This is a genomic window from Flavobacterium gillisiae, assembly GCF_900107635.1.
Taxonomy (GTDB): domain Bacteria; phylum Bacteroidota; class Bacteroidia; order Flavobacteriales; family Flavobacteriaceae; genus Flavobacterium; species Flavobacterium gillisiae.
The window spans coordinates 91,988-108,973 of the sequence record NZ_FNRD01000014.1; the positions used below are offsets into that span (position 1 = coordinate 91,988).

General features: G+C 32.2%; 16 protein-coding genes. 10 read left to right on the forward strand and 6 right to left on the reverse strand.

All coding sequences use genetic code 11. The features are described 5' to 3' along the window. Window positions 1-35: 35 nt before the first annotated feature. On the reverse strand, window positions 36-1,241 hold the full coding sequence (locus BLV35_RS16815; protein ID WP_091092943.1) for an SRPBCC family protein: 1,206 nt from the start codon (window positions 1,239-1,241) through the stop codon (window positions 36-38). Between the two features lie 323 nt (window positions 1,242-1,564). On the opposite strand from BLV35_RS16815, the gene BLV35_RS16820 reads away from it, so the two are divergent. Then, window positions 1,565-3,601, forward strand: a complete 2,037-nt coding sequence (locus BLV35_RS16820; protein ID WP_091092947.1) for a dipeptidyl-peptidase 3 family protein — start codon at window positions 1,565-1,567, stop codon at window positions 3,599-3,601. Window positions 3,602-3,662: 61 nt separating this feature from the next. On the opposite strand, the gene BLV35_RS19575 is transcribed toward BLV35_RS16820, so the two are convergent. Beyond that, window positions 3,663-3,851, reverse strand: a complete 189-nt coding sequence (locus BLV35_RS19575; protein WP_091092950.1) for a hypothetical protein — start codon at window positions 3,849-3,851, stop codon at window positions 3,663-3,665. 81 nt (window positions 3,852-3,932) lie between these two features. Between BLV35_RS19575 and BLV35_RS16830 the strand changes: the two genes are divergently transcribed. After that, on the forward strand, window positions 3,933-4,319 hold the full coding sequence (locus tag BLV35_RS16830) for a pyrophosphohydrolase domain-containing protein (RefSeq protein ID WP_091092951.1): 387 nt from the start codon (window positions 3,933-3,935) through the stop codon (window positions 4,317-4,319). Window positions 4,320-4,476: 157 nt separating this feature from the next. Here BLV35_RS16830 and BLV35_RS16835 read toward each other — a convergent pair whose 3' ends face one another. Continuing rightward, window positions 4,477-5,544 (reverse strand): branched-chain amino acid aminotransferase, encoded by a 1,068-nt coding sequence (locus tag BLV35_RS16835; RefSeq protein WP_091092953.1) that lies wholly within the window; start codon window positions 5,542-5,544, stop codon window positions 4,477-4,479. Window positions 5,545-5,849: 305 nt separating this feature from the next. Here BLV35_RS16835 and mnmD point away from each other — a divergent pair, with 305 nt between their 5' ends. The 3 genes from mnmD (at window position 5,850) to BLV35_RS16850 (ending at window position 7,295) form a co-directional block, all read left to right on the forward strand. Further along, window positions 5,850-6,515, forward strand: coding sequence for a tRNA (5-methylaminomethyl-2-thiouridine)(34)-methyltransferase MnmC2 (mnmD, locus tag BLV35_RS16840; RefSeq protein WP_091093070.1), 666 nt, complete (start codon window positions 5,850-5,852; stop codon window positions 6,513-6,515). 154 nt (window positions 6,516-6,669) lie between these two features. After that, the gene (locus BLV35_RS16845; RefSeq protein ID WP_091092957.1) at window positions 6,670-6,867 is read left to right on the forward strand and encodes a hypothetical protein; all 198 of its coding nucleotides are present in this window, start codon (window positions 6,670-6,672) and stop codon (window positions 6,865-6,867) included. A gap of 233 nt (window positions 6,868-7,100) precedes the next feature. Further along, a complete protein-coding gene (locus BLV35_RS16850; RefSeq protein WP_091092959.1) occupies window positions 7,101-7,295 on the forward strand; it encodes a hypothetical protein in 195 nt (64 codons plus the stop codon). 39 nt (window positions 7,296-7,334) lie between these two features. On the opposite strand, the gene BLV35_RS16855 is transcribed toward BLV35_RS16850, so the two are convergent. After that, window positions 7,335-8,276 (reverse strand): LysR substrate-binding domain-containing protein, encoded by a 942-nt coding sequence (locus tag BLV35_RS16855; protein WP_091092962.1) that lies wholly within the window; start codon window positions 8,274-8,276, stop codon window positions 7,335-7,337. Window positions 8,277-8,371: 95 nt separating this feature from the next. On the opposite strand from BLV35_RS16855, the gene BLV35_RS16860 reads away from it, so the two are divergent. From BLV35_RS16860 to can, 3 genes are all read left to right on the forward strand, one after another. After that, window positions 8,372-8,845 carry a Dps family protein gene (locus tag BLV35_RS16860; RefSeq protein ID WP_091093072.1) on the forward strand — a complete coding sequence of 158 codons (474 nt, stop codon included), beginning with the start codon at window positions 8,372-8,374 and terminating at the stop codon, window positions 8,843-8,845. A gap of 510 nt (window positions 8,846-9,355) precedes the next feature. After that, window positions 9,356-11,014, forward strand: coding sequence for a SulP family inorganic anion transporter (locus tag BLV35_RS16870; RefSeq protein ID WP_091092967.1), 1,659 nt, complete (start codon window positions 9,356-9,358; stop codon window positions 11,012-11,014). A gap of 82 nt (window positions 11,015-11,096) precedes the next feature. Then, window positions 11,097-11,732, forward strand: coding sequence for a carbonate dehydratase (gene can, locus BLV35_RS16875; protein WP_091092969.1), 636 nt, complete (start codon window positions 11,097-11,099; stop codon window positions 11,730-11,732). A gap of 35 nt (window positions 11,733-11,767) precedes the next feature. On the opposite strand, the gene BLV35_RS16880 is transcribed toward can, so the two are convergent. Together BLV35_RS16880 and BLV35_RS16885 are read right to left on the reverse strand one after the other, a co-directional pair. Continuing rightward, on the reverse strand, window positions 11,768-12,973 hold the full coding sequence (locus BLV35_RS16880; RefSeq protein WP_091092972.1) for an LETM1-related biofilm-associated protein: 1,206 nt from the start codon (window positions 12,971-12,973) through the stop codon (window positions 11,768-11,770). A 113-nt stretch (window positions 12,974-13,086) separates the two neighbouring features. Further along, window positions 13,087-13,614 carry a superoxide dismutase family protein gene (locus tag BLV35_RS16885; RefSeq protein ID WP_091092974.1) on the reverse strand — a complete coding sequence of 176 codons (528 nt, stop codon included), beginning with the start codon at window positions 13,612-13,614 and terminating at the stop codon, window positions 13,087-13,089. 812 nt (window positions 13,615-14,426) lie between these two features. Here BLV35_RS16885 and BLV35_RS16890 point away from each other — a divergent pair. Together BLV35_RS16890 and BLV35_RS16895 are read left to right on the forward strand one after the other, a co-directional pair. Continuing rightward, window positions 14,427-16,067, forward strand: a complete 1,641-nt coding sequence (locus BLV35_RS16890) for a BCCT family transporter (protein WP_091092976.1) — start codon at window positions 14,427-14,429, stop codon at window positions 16,065-16,067. Continuing rightward, window positions 16,060-16,917, forward strand: coding sequence for a universal stress protein (locus BLV35_RS16895; RefSeq protein WP_091092978.1), 858 nt, complete (start codon window positions 16,060-16,062; stop codon window positions 16,915-16,917). The genes BLV35_RS16890 and BLV35_RS16895 overlap by 8 nt, the downstream gene beginning before the upstream one ends. Window positions 16,918-16,986 lie beyond the last annotated feature (69 nt).

Here is a 16,986-nt window from a genome sequence, read left to right on the forward strand (position 1 = left end):
TTATGAAATAGGTTTAATCAACAACTAAAAAAAAATTAAAACTCTGAAGTTTCTTCCTCCGTAGTTTTATGTGTAGGTAGTTTTTTTGGTTCGGTAAGTTTTATTGTTGGTTTCACTACCGGCTTAATAACTTTAGCGGGTACAATTGAACTTACAGGCGTTGCTTCTGGAGCGACAACAGTTGTTCTTACTGGAGCAGGAGTGTACGCTTTTACAGGTGCGATTTTCGGTAAAACGGGAATGTAAACTTCAGTAACCCATTTAGATGGATTTTTCATTTCATTTTTACCTATTGAATAAATCTCGATATGTGAAATTAGTGGGTCTTGAGTTAATAGGTTTTTATTAAGAAACGCTAGAGCCTTGTCATATCCGTCTTTGATATGCGAATAGTCTCCTGTTAAAGTTGTTTTTACCCCTTCGGATGCTTCCAGTTTTCCAGAAACCATGTCGCTCCCATAACTAATGAATATTTCCTTTTTTATCGGTACGCAGATCGAAATTTTAGCTAATCCTTTTACCACATCATACGTATGATAAATTACAAAAGGCTTTCCATTTACATCAATTTCATTCTCTTCACAAAATGCAATTATAGTCGGGATGACTATTTTAGTGTTTTTATTGATTTTAGATAGTTCACTTGTAAAAGTTTGAGCTAAATAAAAACTTTGAGGTTTTTTTGATAGTCCGTTTACTTTTACTGAAAAGGTGTTTATTTCATAATCAAGTGATTTGTCTAAATTCGCTAGGCTTTTTTCATACATTATTCCAATAACTTTGTCGACTCCACCATTTAAAGCAGTGTAGACTTTAAAAAGAAAACTCATCTCTCCAGTAGTTTTCCATGTGACCTTTGTACCACCAACGGTGTCTTTAAAACTCCAGAAAACGGACGAAGAAGTTCCATTGTAATTCATTTTTTGAGCTATACTGTCATTTTCTTTGACAAAAAGAGTTCGCATTTCTCCTGGTCCATCTTTTCCTTCCCAAGAATAGGACGCTCCTTTACCAACAGTTACTTGCGGATATACTATTTTCATCTCTGGATCTTCAGTGGTCCAAGAACCAAAGTCAGCCCAATTTCTGTAATCGTTTACATAGTTAAATACGGCACTTTTTGGTGAATTGATGATTTTGCTTCTTTCGATAGAAAAATTGCCTTTTTGAGTTGCAATAAAGATGGACAGAGCCACTATACTAAGTAATAGTAAAAGAAAAATATATTTTAAAATCCGCATAATAGATTAATTGTTTTCAGTGGTAAAGTTAGAATTTTTATTAATATCTAAGACGAATCATATAAAAATTATGGAAATGCTAATTTTTAATGTAGGAGTACTTTTTTCTCGAGTTATTTAATAATTAGATTACCACGACTATATCTAAATGATTCTAAATGTAATAGTACGGCTAATAAATAAAATAATGAAAATAGTTCCTAGAAAATGTTTTATTCCCATTTGATATTTGAAGCATTATGAACCCTGATTTTTATATTTTATTTAAAGAATATGTATATTTGAGGAATTATAATTTATTAAACATCTAAAAATTAATAATAATGAAATTATTTAAAACCGCGGGTCTTTTTATGACTCTAGCAGTTTCTGTTGTTTGTAATGCTCAAAAAGTGGAAGCAACAACAGTAAAAGCAGCAGAGAATGAGCCTTTTAATTATCTTGTGGAACAGTTTGCCGACATTAAAGTGTTGCGTTATCAAATTCCAGGATGGGAAGACCTGACTCTTAAGGAGCAGAAACTAGTTTATTTTCTTACTCAGGCAGGAACTTCGGGGCGTGATATCATGTGGGATCAACATTATAAATACAACCTAAAGATCAGAACTGCATTAGAGCATATCTATCAAAATTACAATGGAGATAAAGCGACTGCAGATTGGAAAAATTTTGAAATTTATCTAAAGAGAGTTTGGTTTTCAAATGGAATTCATCACCATTATTCGAGTGATAAGATCAAACCTGATTTTTCAAAGGATTATCTTGAGACTGTGATGAAAGCAACCAAAACTGAATTAGAGTCTGCGGTAATTGCCGTTATTTTTAATGATGAAGATTCTAAAAGAGTTAATCTTGATGAGTCGAAAGGGTTACTTGAAGGTTCAGCGATTAATTTCTATGCCAAAGGGATCTCACTAAAAGAAGCAGAAGATTTTTATGCTAAAAAAGTAAGTCCAGATTCTACTAAACCTTATTCTTATGGATTGAATTCTAAATTAGTTCGAAACGCAAAAGGACAGTTAGAAGAAAAAGTGTGGAAGTGTGATGGCATGTATAGCGACGCAATCGAAAAAATTATCTTTTGGTTGAAAAAAGCAAAAAGTGTTGCTGAAAATAAAAAACAAGGAGATGCTTTAGGACTGTTAATCAAGTACTACAAAACAGGAAGTTTAAAAACTTGGGATGATTATAATATCGCTTGGTTATCAGCTACTGAAGGGAACATTGATTACATAAACGGATTCATAGAAGTGTATAATGATCCTTTAGGATATAGAGGTTCTTATGAAGGAATTGTACAAATTAAGGATTTCGATATGTCCAAAAAAATGGAAAAGGTTTCTAAAAACGCACAGTGGTTTGAAGACAATTCTCCATTAATGGAACAACATAAAAAGAAAAACGTAGTTGGTGTTTCTTATAAAACAGTGATTGTAGCTGGAGAATCTGGAGATGCGTCACCAAGTACACCTATTGGAGTAAACCTTCCAAATGCAGACTGGATTCGTGCCGAACATGGTTCTAAATCAGTTTCTTTAGGAAATATAATCGATGCATATTCTAAAGCTGCCGGAAAAGGTAAGTTAGAAGAATTTGCAAATGATGAAGAAGAAATTATTTTGGCAAAAAAATATGGAGAAATAGGGGATAAGTTGCATACCGCTTTACATGAAGTAGTAGGACATGCTTCAGGGCAAATTAATCCTGGTGTAGGAACTCCTAGAGAAACATTGAAAAGCTATGCTTCAACTCTGGAAGAGGGAAGAGCTGACTTAGTTGGATTGTTTTATTTGTATAATCCTAAAATTCAAGAATTAGGTTTAGTTGACGATTGGAAAAAGACAGGAATGGAGTCTTATGACAGTTATATTAGAAATGGTTTAATGACGCAATTAGTACGTTTAGACTTAGGAGCTGATATTGAAGAGGCACACATGAGAAATCGCCAATGGGTTAGTGCTTGGGCATTCGAAAAAGGAAAGAAAGACAATGTAATTGAAAAAATTAGCCGCGATGGAAAAACGTATTTCAATATTACAGATTATGAGAAGTTGCATGATTTGTTCGGACAATTGTTACGCGAAGTACAACGTATAAAATCCGAAGGAGATTATGCTGCAGGTAAGGCTTTAGTTGAAAATTACGGTGTGAAAGTGGATCAAAAGATGCATGCGGAAGTATTAGAACGTAATAAAAAATTCCCTTCAGCACCTTATAGCGGTTTTGTAAATCCGGTGTTGGTTCCTAACGTAGATTCAAAAGGAAATATTATTTCTATTGATGTAAAACAACCAAAAACTTTTGCAGAGCAAATGTTGAACTATTCTAAAGACTTTAGCTTTTTACCGCTAGAAAATTAGAATTAAATGAATAAAAAAATGCCCGCTGAGAAGCGGGCATTTTTTGTTTTAAAAAGTATGATTAACGTTTGAAATAAACTTTTATTACAAATAGAAGCCCAATAAAAACAAGGAAGCCTATTAATATCTTATAATTTCCTTTGTAAAATTCTTTGTGAATTTTTATATCTTTTCGATAAGCAAATATCATTGCAATAACAAAAGCAACAAAAAAGCAGACTGCAAATATCAATTGTCCTTGGCTAAACATAGTGTAAATTATTTTTGGCAAATTTAATCAATTGTTTGTGATTAGTTGCTAATTTGCGATCTCATTTAATCAAATAAAATTATGCAAAAGCAAATCGATTCAGTTAAAGAGTTTCATACGGCATTTAAAATAGGGCATAGTGAAACACCAATCGCCAATTTAGGAGAAAGTAAGAACACGCTGCGATATCATTTGATGAAAGAAGAAAATGAAGAATACCTGGAGGCGGTTCAAAATAATGATTTAGTTGAAATAGCAGATGCCTTAGGCGATATGATGTATATCCTTTGTGGAACTATAATTGAACATGGATTACAACATAAAATAGAAGCTGTTTTTGATGAAATTCAACGCAGTAACATGAGTAAATTAGACGAGTTAGGGAATCCTATATACCGTGAGGACGGCAAAGTAATGAAAGGGCCTAATTATTTTAAACCTGATTTTTCTAAAATACTGGGTGAATAACAAACTTGAGTGTGGACATTTAATTGTAGGTGTTTTACGTTTTAGATAAAGCCTGTATCCATATCCTGAAAAATGAGTTTATAAAAAAAGCGATTTCCAAATCTGGAAATCGCTTTTTTATATAAGGTAGTACCCGTTAATTAATGGGGACTGAAATCTATACTTTTACAGTCCAGCCAAATGTATCTTCAGTCAGTTTGTGTTGCATATTTGTTAATTTATCTTTCAATTGCGTTGCATATGAATTTTCAGTTTTTGGCAATTCATAATAAACATCTTGATAGGAAAATCCAATAATCGGATTAACTACGGCTGCAGTACCTGCGCCAAATATTTCTTTTAAAGTACCATTTTTAGATGCTTCAACAAGTTCTGAAACTAAAACTGGGCGAACTTCAACAGTGATGCCTTCTTTTTTAGCCAAGTCAATAAGACTCTTTCTGGTAATACCATCAAGGATTCTTTCACTTGTAGGAGCAGTAAATAAAGTGTCGTTTATTCTAAAAAACACATTCATTGTACCAGCTTCTTCCAGTTTTGTATGTGTTGCATCATCAGTCCAAATTACCTGTTGAAAACCGGCCGCATTTGCTAAGCTAGTTGGGTAAAATTGTGCAGCATAATTACCTGCTGCTTTAGCGGCTCCAATTCCACCATTTGCTGCTCTACTGAAATGCTCTGCGATCAATACTTTTACTTCCCCAGAATAGTACGATTTTGCAGGAGATAAAATAACCATAAATTTGTAATCATCAGATGGGTTTGCAATAACTCCCTCACCGGTTGCTATCATAAAAGGTCTGATGTACAATGTGTTTCCTTTTCCTTTTTTTATCCAAGCTTCATCTAACTTTAATAATTCGTTTAGACCATTCATAAAAACATCCTCAGGAACTTCTGGCATAGCCATTCTTACAGCTGAATTATTGAATCTTTTGTAATTCTCATCAGGTCTAAAAAGCCAAACGTCATCACTTTCATCTTTATAAGCTTTCATTCCTTCAAAAATAGCTTGGCCATAATGAAAAACTCTAGCCGAAGGGTCTAACAAAAATGGTGCGTACGGTTTAATGACCGGTTTTTGCCATTCTCCATTTTTAAAGTCACATTCGAGCATATGATCTGTGAATACAGAACCAAAGCTTAAATTGTCAAAATCTACTTCATTAATTTTTGAAGTCGCTGCTTTTATGATATCAATTTTGTTAGTGTGAGTTGTGCTCATAATATTATTTTGTTTTTATTTTAGTGTTGAAAATAGTGTTAACGGTTGGTTGCAACATGCTATTAATGCAAATTAAACTTTAATTCATGCAAAATTAAATAAAAATCAATGAAATTCTTATGAAAAGCACATTAATTATAGCTTTTAATTGTGATTTATTTACAGTTATTAAAATCAAATAAAAAGCTTGTATTTTCTGCCGAATTTACAATAAATGGGGTTTTTAGAGAGAACTATAACGGATTTTATTAAATTTGACCAAGTACAAAAAACACAAAATTAATATTACCTTCAAAAACAGTATTTTGAAAAGAGAAATTATACAGACACTTGATGGTTCGACCACCATACAAATTAAGGAATGGGATGAATGCTACCATTCTAAGCATGGTGCGATACAGGAAGCGCAGCATGTTTTTATAAAGAACGGACTATCATTATTTCAAAACAAGCAAATTTCAATTTTAGAAATAGGTTTCGGTACAGGACTGAATGCTTTTATTACATTTTTGGAGGGAAGGAAGATGAATCAATCTATCGATTATGTAGGAGTAGAAGCTTACCCTATATCAGCAGAAGAATTGGTTTCTATGAATTATGTTGAAGAATTGAATGCAACTGATGATAAAGGTGTTTTTGAACATATGCATCAATGCAAATGGGAAGAAAAGGAGACTTTTGGGAATGATTTTTCATTAACCAAAAGAAAACAGTTATTTGAAGAGATTAATGATTTGGATCGATTTGACCTGATCTATTTTGATGCTTTTGGTTATCGTGTACAACCTGATTTATGGAGTACTGCCATATTTAAAAAAATGTTTGATGCGCTTAAAGACAATGGGGTTTTAGTTACTTATGCGGCTCGTGGTGTTGTGAAAAGGAGTATGATTGAGGTAGGTTTTACGGTAGAGAAACTGGCAGGTCCTCCTGGTAAAAGAGAAATGTTTCGCGCAAGAAAGTTAGTTTGATTTTTTAGTGGATTGAATTGTAAGTTTTATTATTATTATAGCATGTTGAAATAATAATGAAAATTACACGTTAAATTTACAAGCGATAAGTATAAAAAATGTATTTTTACAATAAGTTAAAAATCAAAATTTAACCATAAATTCTTAATTTATTATGTCTAAAATCATGTATGATTACACAAAATCAATACTAGAAAGAGTGAGTTTCGACCCGATACTTTTTTGCAAAGAGTTAGAAAAAGCGATCAAAACATTGTTGCCTTATGAGATGGAACAATTGCGAGAGTGGTTATTTAACTTTATAATTGAAAAACCAGAATTACAGCAATGTGTATTAAAAGTAAACCCATAAATAAAAAAAAGGAACCTTGAAAGGTTCCTTTTTTTTACTTTAAAACGTAAAAAGTATACTACAATCACTATTTAGTTTAAAATTAGTGACGTAGGAATTTTAATAAATTACATTGTGAAAGGTGTATTTAAACGATGTTTATTGCGTTTAATCTGCTTTTTCACTGCGATTATTGTCATTAATCAATATATTTACAATATGTTTTATTAAGATAATTTTTAAACCCTGTTGTTATGTCTAGAATGATTTATGATTACACAAAAGAGGTACTTGAAAGAGTGAGCTTTAACCCCGAGCTTTTTATTAAAGAGCTTAAAAAAGCAATTAGAAATTTATTACCCTACGAAATTGACCATTTAAGGAAATGGCTTTTGTTCTTTACGAATGAAAAACCAGACTTAAAAGTGTGTCTTTCTATAATTGAATGAAGACTAAAAAAAAGGAACATCGCGCGATGTTCCTTTTTTTTATTTGCTTTTGAGGGGACTTACAATTTGTACGTTTTGAAAAACAATAGCTCCTTTTATTACTCCGGCGATTGTGGTTCGTAGTGCGTCAATTATATGCATTTTCAATTCGCTTTTTGGAAAAATTAAGCTAACTTCTCTAGCTGGTTTTGGTTCTGCAAAGTGACGTAGTTTGACTTTGTCAGATTCTTTTAAATCCAAAGTATGCAAATAGGGAAGGAGTGTTGTACCTAATCCTTCATCGGCTAGTTTTATTAATGTTTCAAAACTTCCGCTTTCTATTTGAAAATGGCTAAATTCATTTTTTGGATTGTTTTTGCATAAATTCAAGATACCGTCTCTAAAACAGTGACCATCTTGGAGTAAAAGGATTTCATCTAGATTTAAGTCGGAGATGGTAATTTCCTCTTTATTAAACTGCTGATGACTTTCAGGAATGTAAGCTACAAAGGGTTCGAAATATAAAACGATTTCCTTTATTTTTTCTTCCATCAATGGAGTGGCTGCAATTGCAGCATCCAGATGACCATTATTAAGTTTAGTGATAATCTCCTCCGTATTTAACTCTTCTATTATCAGTTTAACTTTTGGATATTTTTTTATAAAATTATTTAAAAACATAGGAAGCAATGTGGGCATGATTGTCGGAATTATTCCTAATCTAAATTCCCCTCCTACAAATCCTTTTTGTTGTTCGACAATGTCCTGGATACGATCCGCTTCATTGACAATATTTTTAGCTTGATTGACAATCTTTTGTCCAATATCAGTAAGCTGAATTGGTTTTTTAGATCGGTCAAATATTAAGATGCTTAATTCCTCTTCAATTTTTTGAATTTGCATACTTAATGTAGGTTGCGTAACAAAACATTTTTCTGCAGCTAAGGTGAAATTTTTATGTTCAGCAACTGCTAAGACGTATTTCAATTGAGTAATTGTCATTTTTGATAGTATTTTACAATGCAAATATAAAAACAATCAATTTAATTTATAGTGTATTTCGTGCTTTTCTTGGTTACTTTGTTAAAAATAAAAACATGAAAACAAATATTTTAGGTCTACCAGTAAAAGAAACAGAAATAATAATCAGTGAACTAAATTCATTATTGTCCAATTATCAAGTTTACTATCAGAATTTAAGAGGAATTCATTGGAACATTAGAGGAAAACGTTTTTTTGATTTGCATGTAAAATTCGAAGAATTGTATAATGATTCACAATTGAAGATTGATATGATAGCAGAGCGTGTTTTAACTTTGGGAGGTACTCCTTTGCATACATTTGAAGATTATATTAAGCACAATAAAATAGAAGTTGGTAAAAATATTTCAAATGATGAAAAAGCGGTTCACCTAATTGTGAATTCATTGTCTCATCTATTAATTTTAGAAAGAGAAATTTTAAATAAAGCAGCATTGGTTAATGATGAAGGTTCTAATGCCATGATGAGTGACTTTATTGCTGAGCAAGAGAAAACAATCTGGATGATGCAAGCTTGGTTAGAAGAATAACAGATTCCCTTTTCAGTTTATTAATATATAAAAACCAAAATAGTAGTTACATATTATTTTGGTTTTTTTGTAAATGTTAAATTTTAACAAATTTATTTCTCCTTAGTTCCAAATTGAGAAGTTTAATCATACTTTTGTAATAATGAAATTTATAGCTCGCATTTTTTTATTCTTATTTATAGCTTTTCTAGCAACGCCAGCAATAGTGACGATGATAGAGAAGTCGTGCGACACCTCTGTTTTTTTTAGTTTATCTGAAGAGGAACATACTCAAAAAGAGGTTAAAGTTTTTGCTTACCACACTGAAATAGAACTTGGATTCTTATTGGGAAAGCATAATAAATCAAGCCTTATCCATTCTGTAAATCTCTCTAAACACGATAAGATTTCGGCCACTATATTTTCCCCTCCACCTAACTTGGCTTAATACTTCCGATTGTATTTTTTAAAAAAATAACTGTTTCATTTAAAAATGTTGTGAACAGTTTACGTATAAATTATTGTAGTATTATGACAAAGAAAATTAATCTTTTTGCCAACCTTAAATCTGATTTCGCATCTGGTTTAGTGGTTTTTTTGGTGGCGCTCCCATTGTGTTTAGGAATTGCGATGGCTTCTGGTGCACCTTTATTCTCAGGAATTATTTCCGGTATTATTGGTGGAATTGTAGTAGGGTATTTAAGTAAATCACACCTTAGTGTTTCTGGACCAGCAGCTGGTTTAACAGCTATTATATTAACAGCAATCACTGATTTTGGTGCTTTTGATATTTTTTTAACGGCAGTTTTAATTTCAGGGTTTATTCAACTTGGTTTAGGGTTTATAAAGGCAGGTAGTATCTCTAATTACTTCCCAACAAATGTAATTGAAGGGATGCTTGCCGGAATTGGACTTATTATTATTCTAAAACAATTACCTCATGCCTTTGGTTATGATGCTGATTTTGAAGGAGATCAATCTTTTGTGCAAGCAAATGGCGGTAACTCTTTCTCTTCATTATTTGAAGTTTTTAATCACGTTCAATTAGGTGCTATTGTAATTACGGTAGTTTCCTTAATCATTCTTATTTCTTGGGATAAAGTACCTTTTTTAAAGAAGTTGAAATTAGTTCCAGGTGCCTTAATTGCTGTAGTCGCTGGGATTATTTTAAATGAAATTTTCATTTCATCAGGAAGCTCATTAGCAATATCTAAAGAACATTTAGTTTCGTTGCCAGTTCCTACCTCTTTTGATGAACTAAAGTCAATCATAGTTACACCTAATTTTTCAGGTTTCACAAATCCTAAAGTATGGGTTGTAGGTTTGACCATTGCCATAGTCGCTTCTATCGAAACATTATTATGTATTGAAGCTTCTGATAGAATGGATGATCAAAAAAGATATACAGATACTAATGTAGAGCTTAAAGCACAAGGTATTGGTAATATTGTGAGTGCATTAATAGGTGGTTTACCTATGACATCTGTGGTAGTACGTACATCTGCTAATAATGCAGCTGGTGCAAAATCAAAAATGTCTGCTATCATTCACGGAGTTTTACTTTTAATAAGTGTATTAGTTATTCCAGTTATTCTTAATAAAATACCATTAGCAACACTGGCTACAATTTTAATTTTAGTAGGATATAAATTAGCTAAGCCAGCTACTTTTAAACATTTTTGGGAAAAAGGAAAATACCAATTTATACCTTTTGTAGCTACTTTAGTTGCGGTTGTTACAACTGATTTATTAAAAGGAGTAGCGTTAGGTATCGTAATTAGTATTATTTTTATCTTAAAAGGGAATCTTAAAAGAGCTTATAGCTTTAAAAAAGAGGAGTATGTTGATGGAGATATTATTCATATTGATTTAGCCCAAGAAGTTTCTTTTTTAAATAAAGCAGCTATAAAAAGCACATTAAATGATATTCCAGAAAATTCTAAAGTAATTATAAATGCTGCTGACACTGTTTATATTGCGCATGATATTTTAGATTTGATTAAAGAGTTTAAAGAAACCCGTGCTAAAGAAGAGAACATTAAAGTAAAACTTAAAGGCTTCAAAGAAGCATACGATTTAGAAAACTCACCTGATAGTGCTAATCATGTTTCTTTTGAACATTATTATGATGTTGCAAAAAGAAAAATGGTAAAAAAAGAAGTAGCTACTGAGACTTTAGAAAATAATTAAACAAAAAAAATTGACGATTAATTAATACTCTTAATTTTAGTAAATTATAGAGCTAGTTATAAATTTTAAAACATAAAGAAAAATGAGTGATTTTTATAAAAAAATATTAGAAAATAATAAAGAATGGGTTGAAAAAGCATTAGCTGTAGATCCAAATTATTTTGCAGATTTGGCTAAAGGGCAAACACCACCATTATTATGGATTGGTTGTTCAGACAGTCGTGTGCCAGCAAATGAAATTATCGGTGCTAAACCGGGTGAAGTTTTTGTACATAGAAACATTGCTAACATGGTTGTTCACTCTGATATGAATATGCTAAGCGTACTAGACTATGCAGTTAATGTATTAAAGGTAAAGCATGTTATTGTTTGTGGACATTATGGATGTGGTGGAGTTAAAGCGGCTATGGGTAATCAGTCTATTGGTATTATCGACAACTGGATTCGTCATATTAAAGATGTTTATCGTTTACATAATGACTATTTAGATTCTATCGAAGATGAAACAGAACGTTTCAATGCTTTTGTTGAAATTAATATTAAAGAACAAGTTTTTGATTTATCTAAAACTTCAATCGTTCAATCTGCATGGAAAAACGGCCAAGATTTAAGTATTCACGGTTGGGTTTACGGTTTAAACTCAGGTTTTGTAACCGACTTAAATGTAAATATTAGTTCCAACAAAGAGTTGGATGAAGTTTTTCAATTGAAGTTCTAAAAATAAAAAAAATCGCCTTAGGGCGATTTTTTTATTTAATCTATATCTATATCTGAATTTTCATTGAAAGCCGAAGGAAGTAATTTTGGAATAAATTTGATAAGGATAGGCAATAGCAAGCTACCTCCAGGGAGCAAAAATATAGTGAGGGACGGAATGGTTTTGCAAATTTCCAATAGCTGCTTTTTTACCTTTTTCTTTTCTCTTTCATCCAAGTCTCTCCTTGTAGAGATTCCTAAAAGAATCATTAAATCTCTACTTTGAACAATTTCTTTGACCAATCGATTTTTGTTTCGTGTAATTAATGTGATTACACTTTGAGTAGTTTGGTCATAAAAATGTTTAACTGGATTCGAATAGTTGAAATAAGGAATTTTGCTTTTATGTTTTGTGATAAAAGCATCGGTATTGTTGATGCTTTCCGTTACAAAGGAGTCAGGAACTGAAATCAATTCTGCTAATTTGTGCAAAAAGTAAGCTTCTTCATTTTCAATCTTTCCATCACTCCACAGTGCCATTCCCGCCATATCAATTAGATAATATTTCTCTAATTCAGATTCAAAATATTTCAGATTGAGTTCTTCCAGATTTTGAACACTTACTTTTGAAAATTTGCTATAGCGTACTGAGGCTTCAAACAACTTATTTAATAAATCGTCATACTTGGATTTATTGGATTTGGTTTTTAAAGCAAGAGAAACAATGCTAATGACTGCTTCTTCTATTTTTTTTAGATATTTCTCGGGTATTTGACCATGAATTAAATATTGGCGAAAAGCCAAAACATCTATAAAAAGTAAAGCATTCGTTACAATATGAGAAAAGTTTTTGCTGATGATGTCAATGTTAGTTTGAACTCGATCATCAATTATTTTTTCCAAATTTAAAGAAGGCGGACTATCAGGCAATATTTTTTTTAGCAAATTATACCCTTGAGGAGTCATCTCATTATAGAAGTCTAAGGCTTTAGATAGAAAATTATCTGGATTGTTGTCACGGGTACTTAATCCATAAATAGCATAAAGTGTATTTAACAAAGCGACCTTTGGGATTTCATTTTGAACCCAGCCCTTCGTTGTTATAGGAACGGTGGTTTCAAAAGAAACAATATGACCGTATATGAATCCTGTTTTTCTAATATTGATGTAAAACAAAGCAGGACTCTCGTAAACAATTTGTTCCTTGTTCTTTTGTTTTGAAAAATACTTATCTATCCAACCGGATGCTGAAGGGTTAATCATTGTTTATTTTTAATAGTACAAAGCTATGTTATTTTATTGTCTTGGGATTAAATAAAAATAAAATATGCCTACCGTTATTTTAAAATAAGTATAGGCATATTTATACTAGTAAATTACTTGATGATAGCTGAACATGCTACTCTTGCTCCGGCATTACCAGAAGGTTGCGATACAAAGTCATCAGATCCTTCATGTACAATTAATCCTTTGCCTAAAATATCTTTTGTAGGATCTCCTGAACCAATATTCCATTGATCTGTAGTTATAGTTATCGTTCCATTACCTTTAGTGTCAGCCGTGAAATTCCCTATGTCTCCTTTATGGTATTCGCCCACGCCCCATTTTCCGTGTTTTTTGAAGGTAGGGTTCCAATGCCCGCCAGCTGAACTTCCATCTGCAGCTGAACAATCAGATTTTTCATGGATATGAATGGCATGAATTCCTGGTTTTAACCCTGCTAATTTAGCTACGAAAGTAACTTTGCCATTTTTCTCAATAAAAGTGGCTGTACCAGAAACGTTACTGTTGCTTTTTGCTTCAAAAGCAATAATTAATTTTTTAGCATCACTGGAGCCGCTGTTGGTTTTACAACCAATAATTACAGCAATTATAAGCGCGATTGAAAGTATGATTTTTTTCATGATAGTATGTGGGTTACAATTATTATATAAAATTACGTATAAAATTACTATCCATAAATTAAATCACTATTAAATTTTTATTAGGATTATCTCACAAATTGTGTGTATTTATAAATGGTTACTTATATACAGTCGTAAGTATTTCTATTTTGATTATTATTTGTACGCTAAATAAGTAGTAACGTTCTCTTTTTGGCGTTTTATAAGTGTGCTTATTCCTGGTATTAATACTTTTTATTGCTCAAATTGGGTTATAAAGTACTTTTGTAACGAGCGCGTTAACTGTTATTAATGAACTTTTTAATAGAATAAATGTAAATTGTTCATTATTCTGTTTCTATAGTTATGGTATTCTCTGTGAGTTTTTCTAATGTCTATTTATGGGTTGTAACGGCTCTTTTTTTACTAAATTTGCATTCCAATATTTTGCTTTTTTAAGACTGTTTAATTAAACAGGTTGACACCGATTAAAGATCTTTAATCATTTACTCATTTAAAGTTATTTTTTTGCTAGACCTACAAGGGCATTTAGCCATTTTAGGTACTATGATTTGCTTTGATGCAGATAAAAGCGCGCTATTTACTGATTTTTAGGTGAATGTGAAACGAGTTTTAGCCTCTGTTAGAAGAATAGGTGTACGTTCCCATCTGGTTTAGCGAAAATTTTTAAACAATTTTTCAAAGGCAATACAAAAGCCCTTTGTGAAATAAGTTTTAAGATTAATATTGGGCACTATTTTTAGGTTTTATATATAAATGGAGAGTTTCGAACTCTCAAAGAAATTAAATTACATCAAAAAACAAGATGATTTATGGCTAAGAAAATTATAAGAAGTGATGAGAGAAAATCCATTTTTGGGTTAGAAGTAAATGGGCCTGTGTTTTTTACATCAGCGATTACAATCATTATCATAATAGCATTAACCCTAATGTTTAAAGACGGGGCAGAACAATTTTTTACAGCAACGCAGAATTATGTTGCAAATAAAGCAGGCTGGTTTTTTATACTAAGTGTAAATGTTTTTCTAATATTTATGATTTATCTGGCCTTCAGTAAATTTGGGCATTTAAGGATTGGAGGGCAAAATGCAAAACCGGAATTTAAAACACTTTCCTGGTTCGCAATGTTATTTAGTGCGGGAATGGGAATTGGATTATTGTTTTGGAGTATTTCAGAGCCTGTATATCATTTTCTTAGTCCACCGATGGCAGAAGGCGGAACTGCTGAAGCAGCCAAGGAAGCTATGAAATTTACATTTTTACACTGGGGTTTTCACGCTTGGGCAGTTTATGCATTGGTAGGTTTGTCCTTGGCGTATTTCACCTATTCTCGTGGTCTTCCACTTACCATCAGATCAATTTTTTATCCTTATTTGGGAGACAAAATTTACGGAAAAATTGGAGATGCCATAGATATCTTTGCTGTACTGGCGACTTTATTTGGACTAGCTACTTCTTTAGGAATGGGAGTTCAACAAATTGCAGCAGGATTACAGCACTTATTTGGAATAGATAGTGGTGTACAAACTCAAATCATTTTAATTGCCGTAATAACATCAATTGCTACTGTTTCAGTTGTTTTGGGAGTAGATAAAGGAGTACGAGTTTTGAGTGAATGGAATATGAGAGTAGCAGTGCTATTTCTTCTTATAGTATTGATATTAGGACCAACCATCTTTATTTTTAAATCTTTTGTACAAAATACAGGGAGTTACTTATCTGGCTTTCTTGAAGTTGCTACATGGACAGAAAGTTACACAGGAACGAATTGGCAAAACGCTTGGACCGTTTTTTACTGGGGATGGTGGATTGCTTGGTCTCCATTTGTAGGAATGTTTATTGCTCGTATTTCTAAAGGGCGTACGGTACGTGAGTTTATCTTAGGAGTTTTATTAGTACCGTCACTTGTGACTTTTTTATGGATCTCTGCTTTTGGAAGTACAGCATTACATCAAGTGCTTCTTGGAGACGATACTATTGTAAAAGCAGTAAATGATAACGTTGCTACTGCCTTGTTTGTGTTTTTAGAAGATTATCCTTTCTCATTTTATCTTAACATTATCGCTGTAATTTTAATTGCCGGATTCTTTATTACCTCTTCAGATTCAGGATCTTTGGTGGTAGATAATTTAACTTCTGGAGGAAAAATTGATGCACCGGTAGGACAAAGAATATTTTGGGCTCTTGCTGAAGGTGGTGTAGCTGCAGTTCTTTTAATAGGTGGAGGATTACAGGCGCTTCAAACGGCCACAATTGTAACCGGATTGCCATTTGCAGTGATTTTAATAGTTATGTGCTTTTCACTTTATAAAGGTTTAAATGAAGATTTTAACAAACTTAAGAAGAGAGAATCCCAAAAAGAACTTGAAAATTACGAGGAAATTGTTTCTGACATCGTTAAAAAACAAAACACTAATCACCACAACAAATTAAATAATCCTACTAATGACTGAAATTAAAAACATCTTGGTCGCTTTAGACCTTTCAGATATTGATAACACTTTAATTGAATATGCATCATTTATTGCAGATACTCTTAAGGTTAAAAAAGTGTACTTTGTACATAATATCAAAAAATATGAAATCTCAGAATTATTTGAAGAGCAGTTAAAGGACATTAACCTTGACGAAATAATAGGGGATGAGTTAAATGAAAAAGTTGAAGAAAAGTTTACATCTTCAGCCGAGTGGGAAGTTCTGATTTCAGAGGACCCATATTCAGAATCGCTGATTAATTATATTGTAAATAAATATGAGGTACAGCTTGCTTTAATCGGAAATAAAAATAAAATAAAAGGTACTGGAGTGGTGAGCGGAAAATTACTGCGTTTGCTTAAATGTAATATACTTTCTATACCTAAAGGTGCGAAACCGGTGATTAGCAATATTTGGGCTGGAACAGATTTTTCAAGTGCTTCTCATAAGGTTTTTGAAGTGGCTGAAAACTTGCAGAGTACCACTGGGGCTAAAGTAAAAGCAGTACACGTATACAGTGTGCCAGTTCAATTCTCTCCGTACATTCCAAAAGAACACCTTGACATGAAGATAGAAAGTCATTTAAAGGAGAAGTATGAGAAATTTATAAAAAAGATTGGATACAAAGGGACCTTGACTACAGAGATTATTCCAGGTAGAGATAGTGGGGTTGCAGAAAAACTGCGTGTTAAAGCCGAAGCTTCCAAAGTAGATCTTATAATTGTGGGAGACAAAGGTAGAAATACGTTCTCTTCTTTACTTGTAGGAAGTGTTACTGAGGAGCTTTTTAATCAAGATCTAGAAGTGCCTTTATGGATTGTAAAGTAGGAAAGTCAAACTTGACATAAGTGTGCTCTCTTTAATTAATAGAATTAATAAGTGTTTGACTTTATTTTA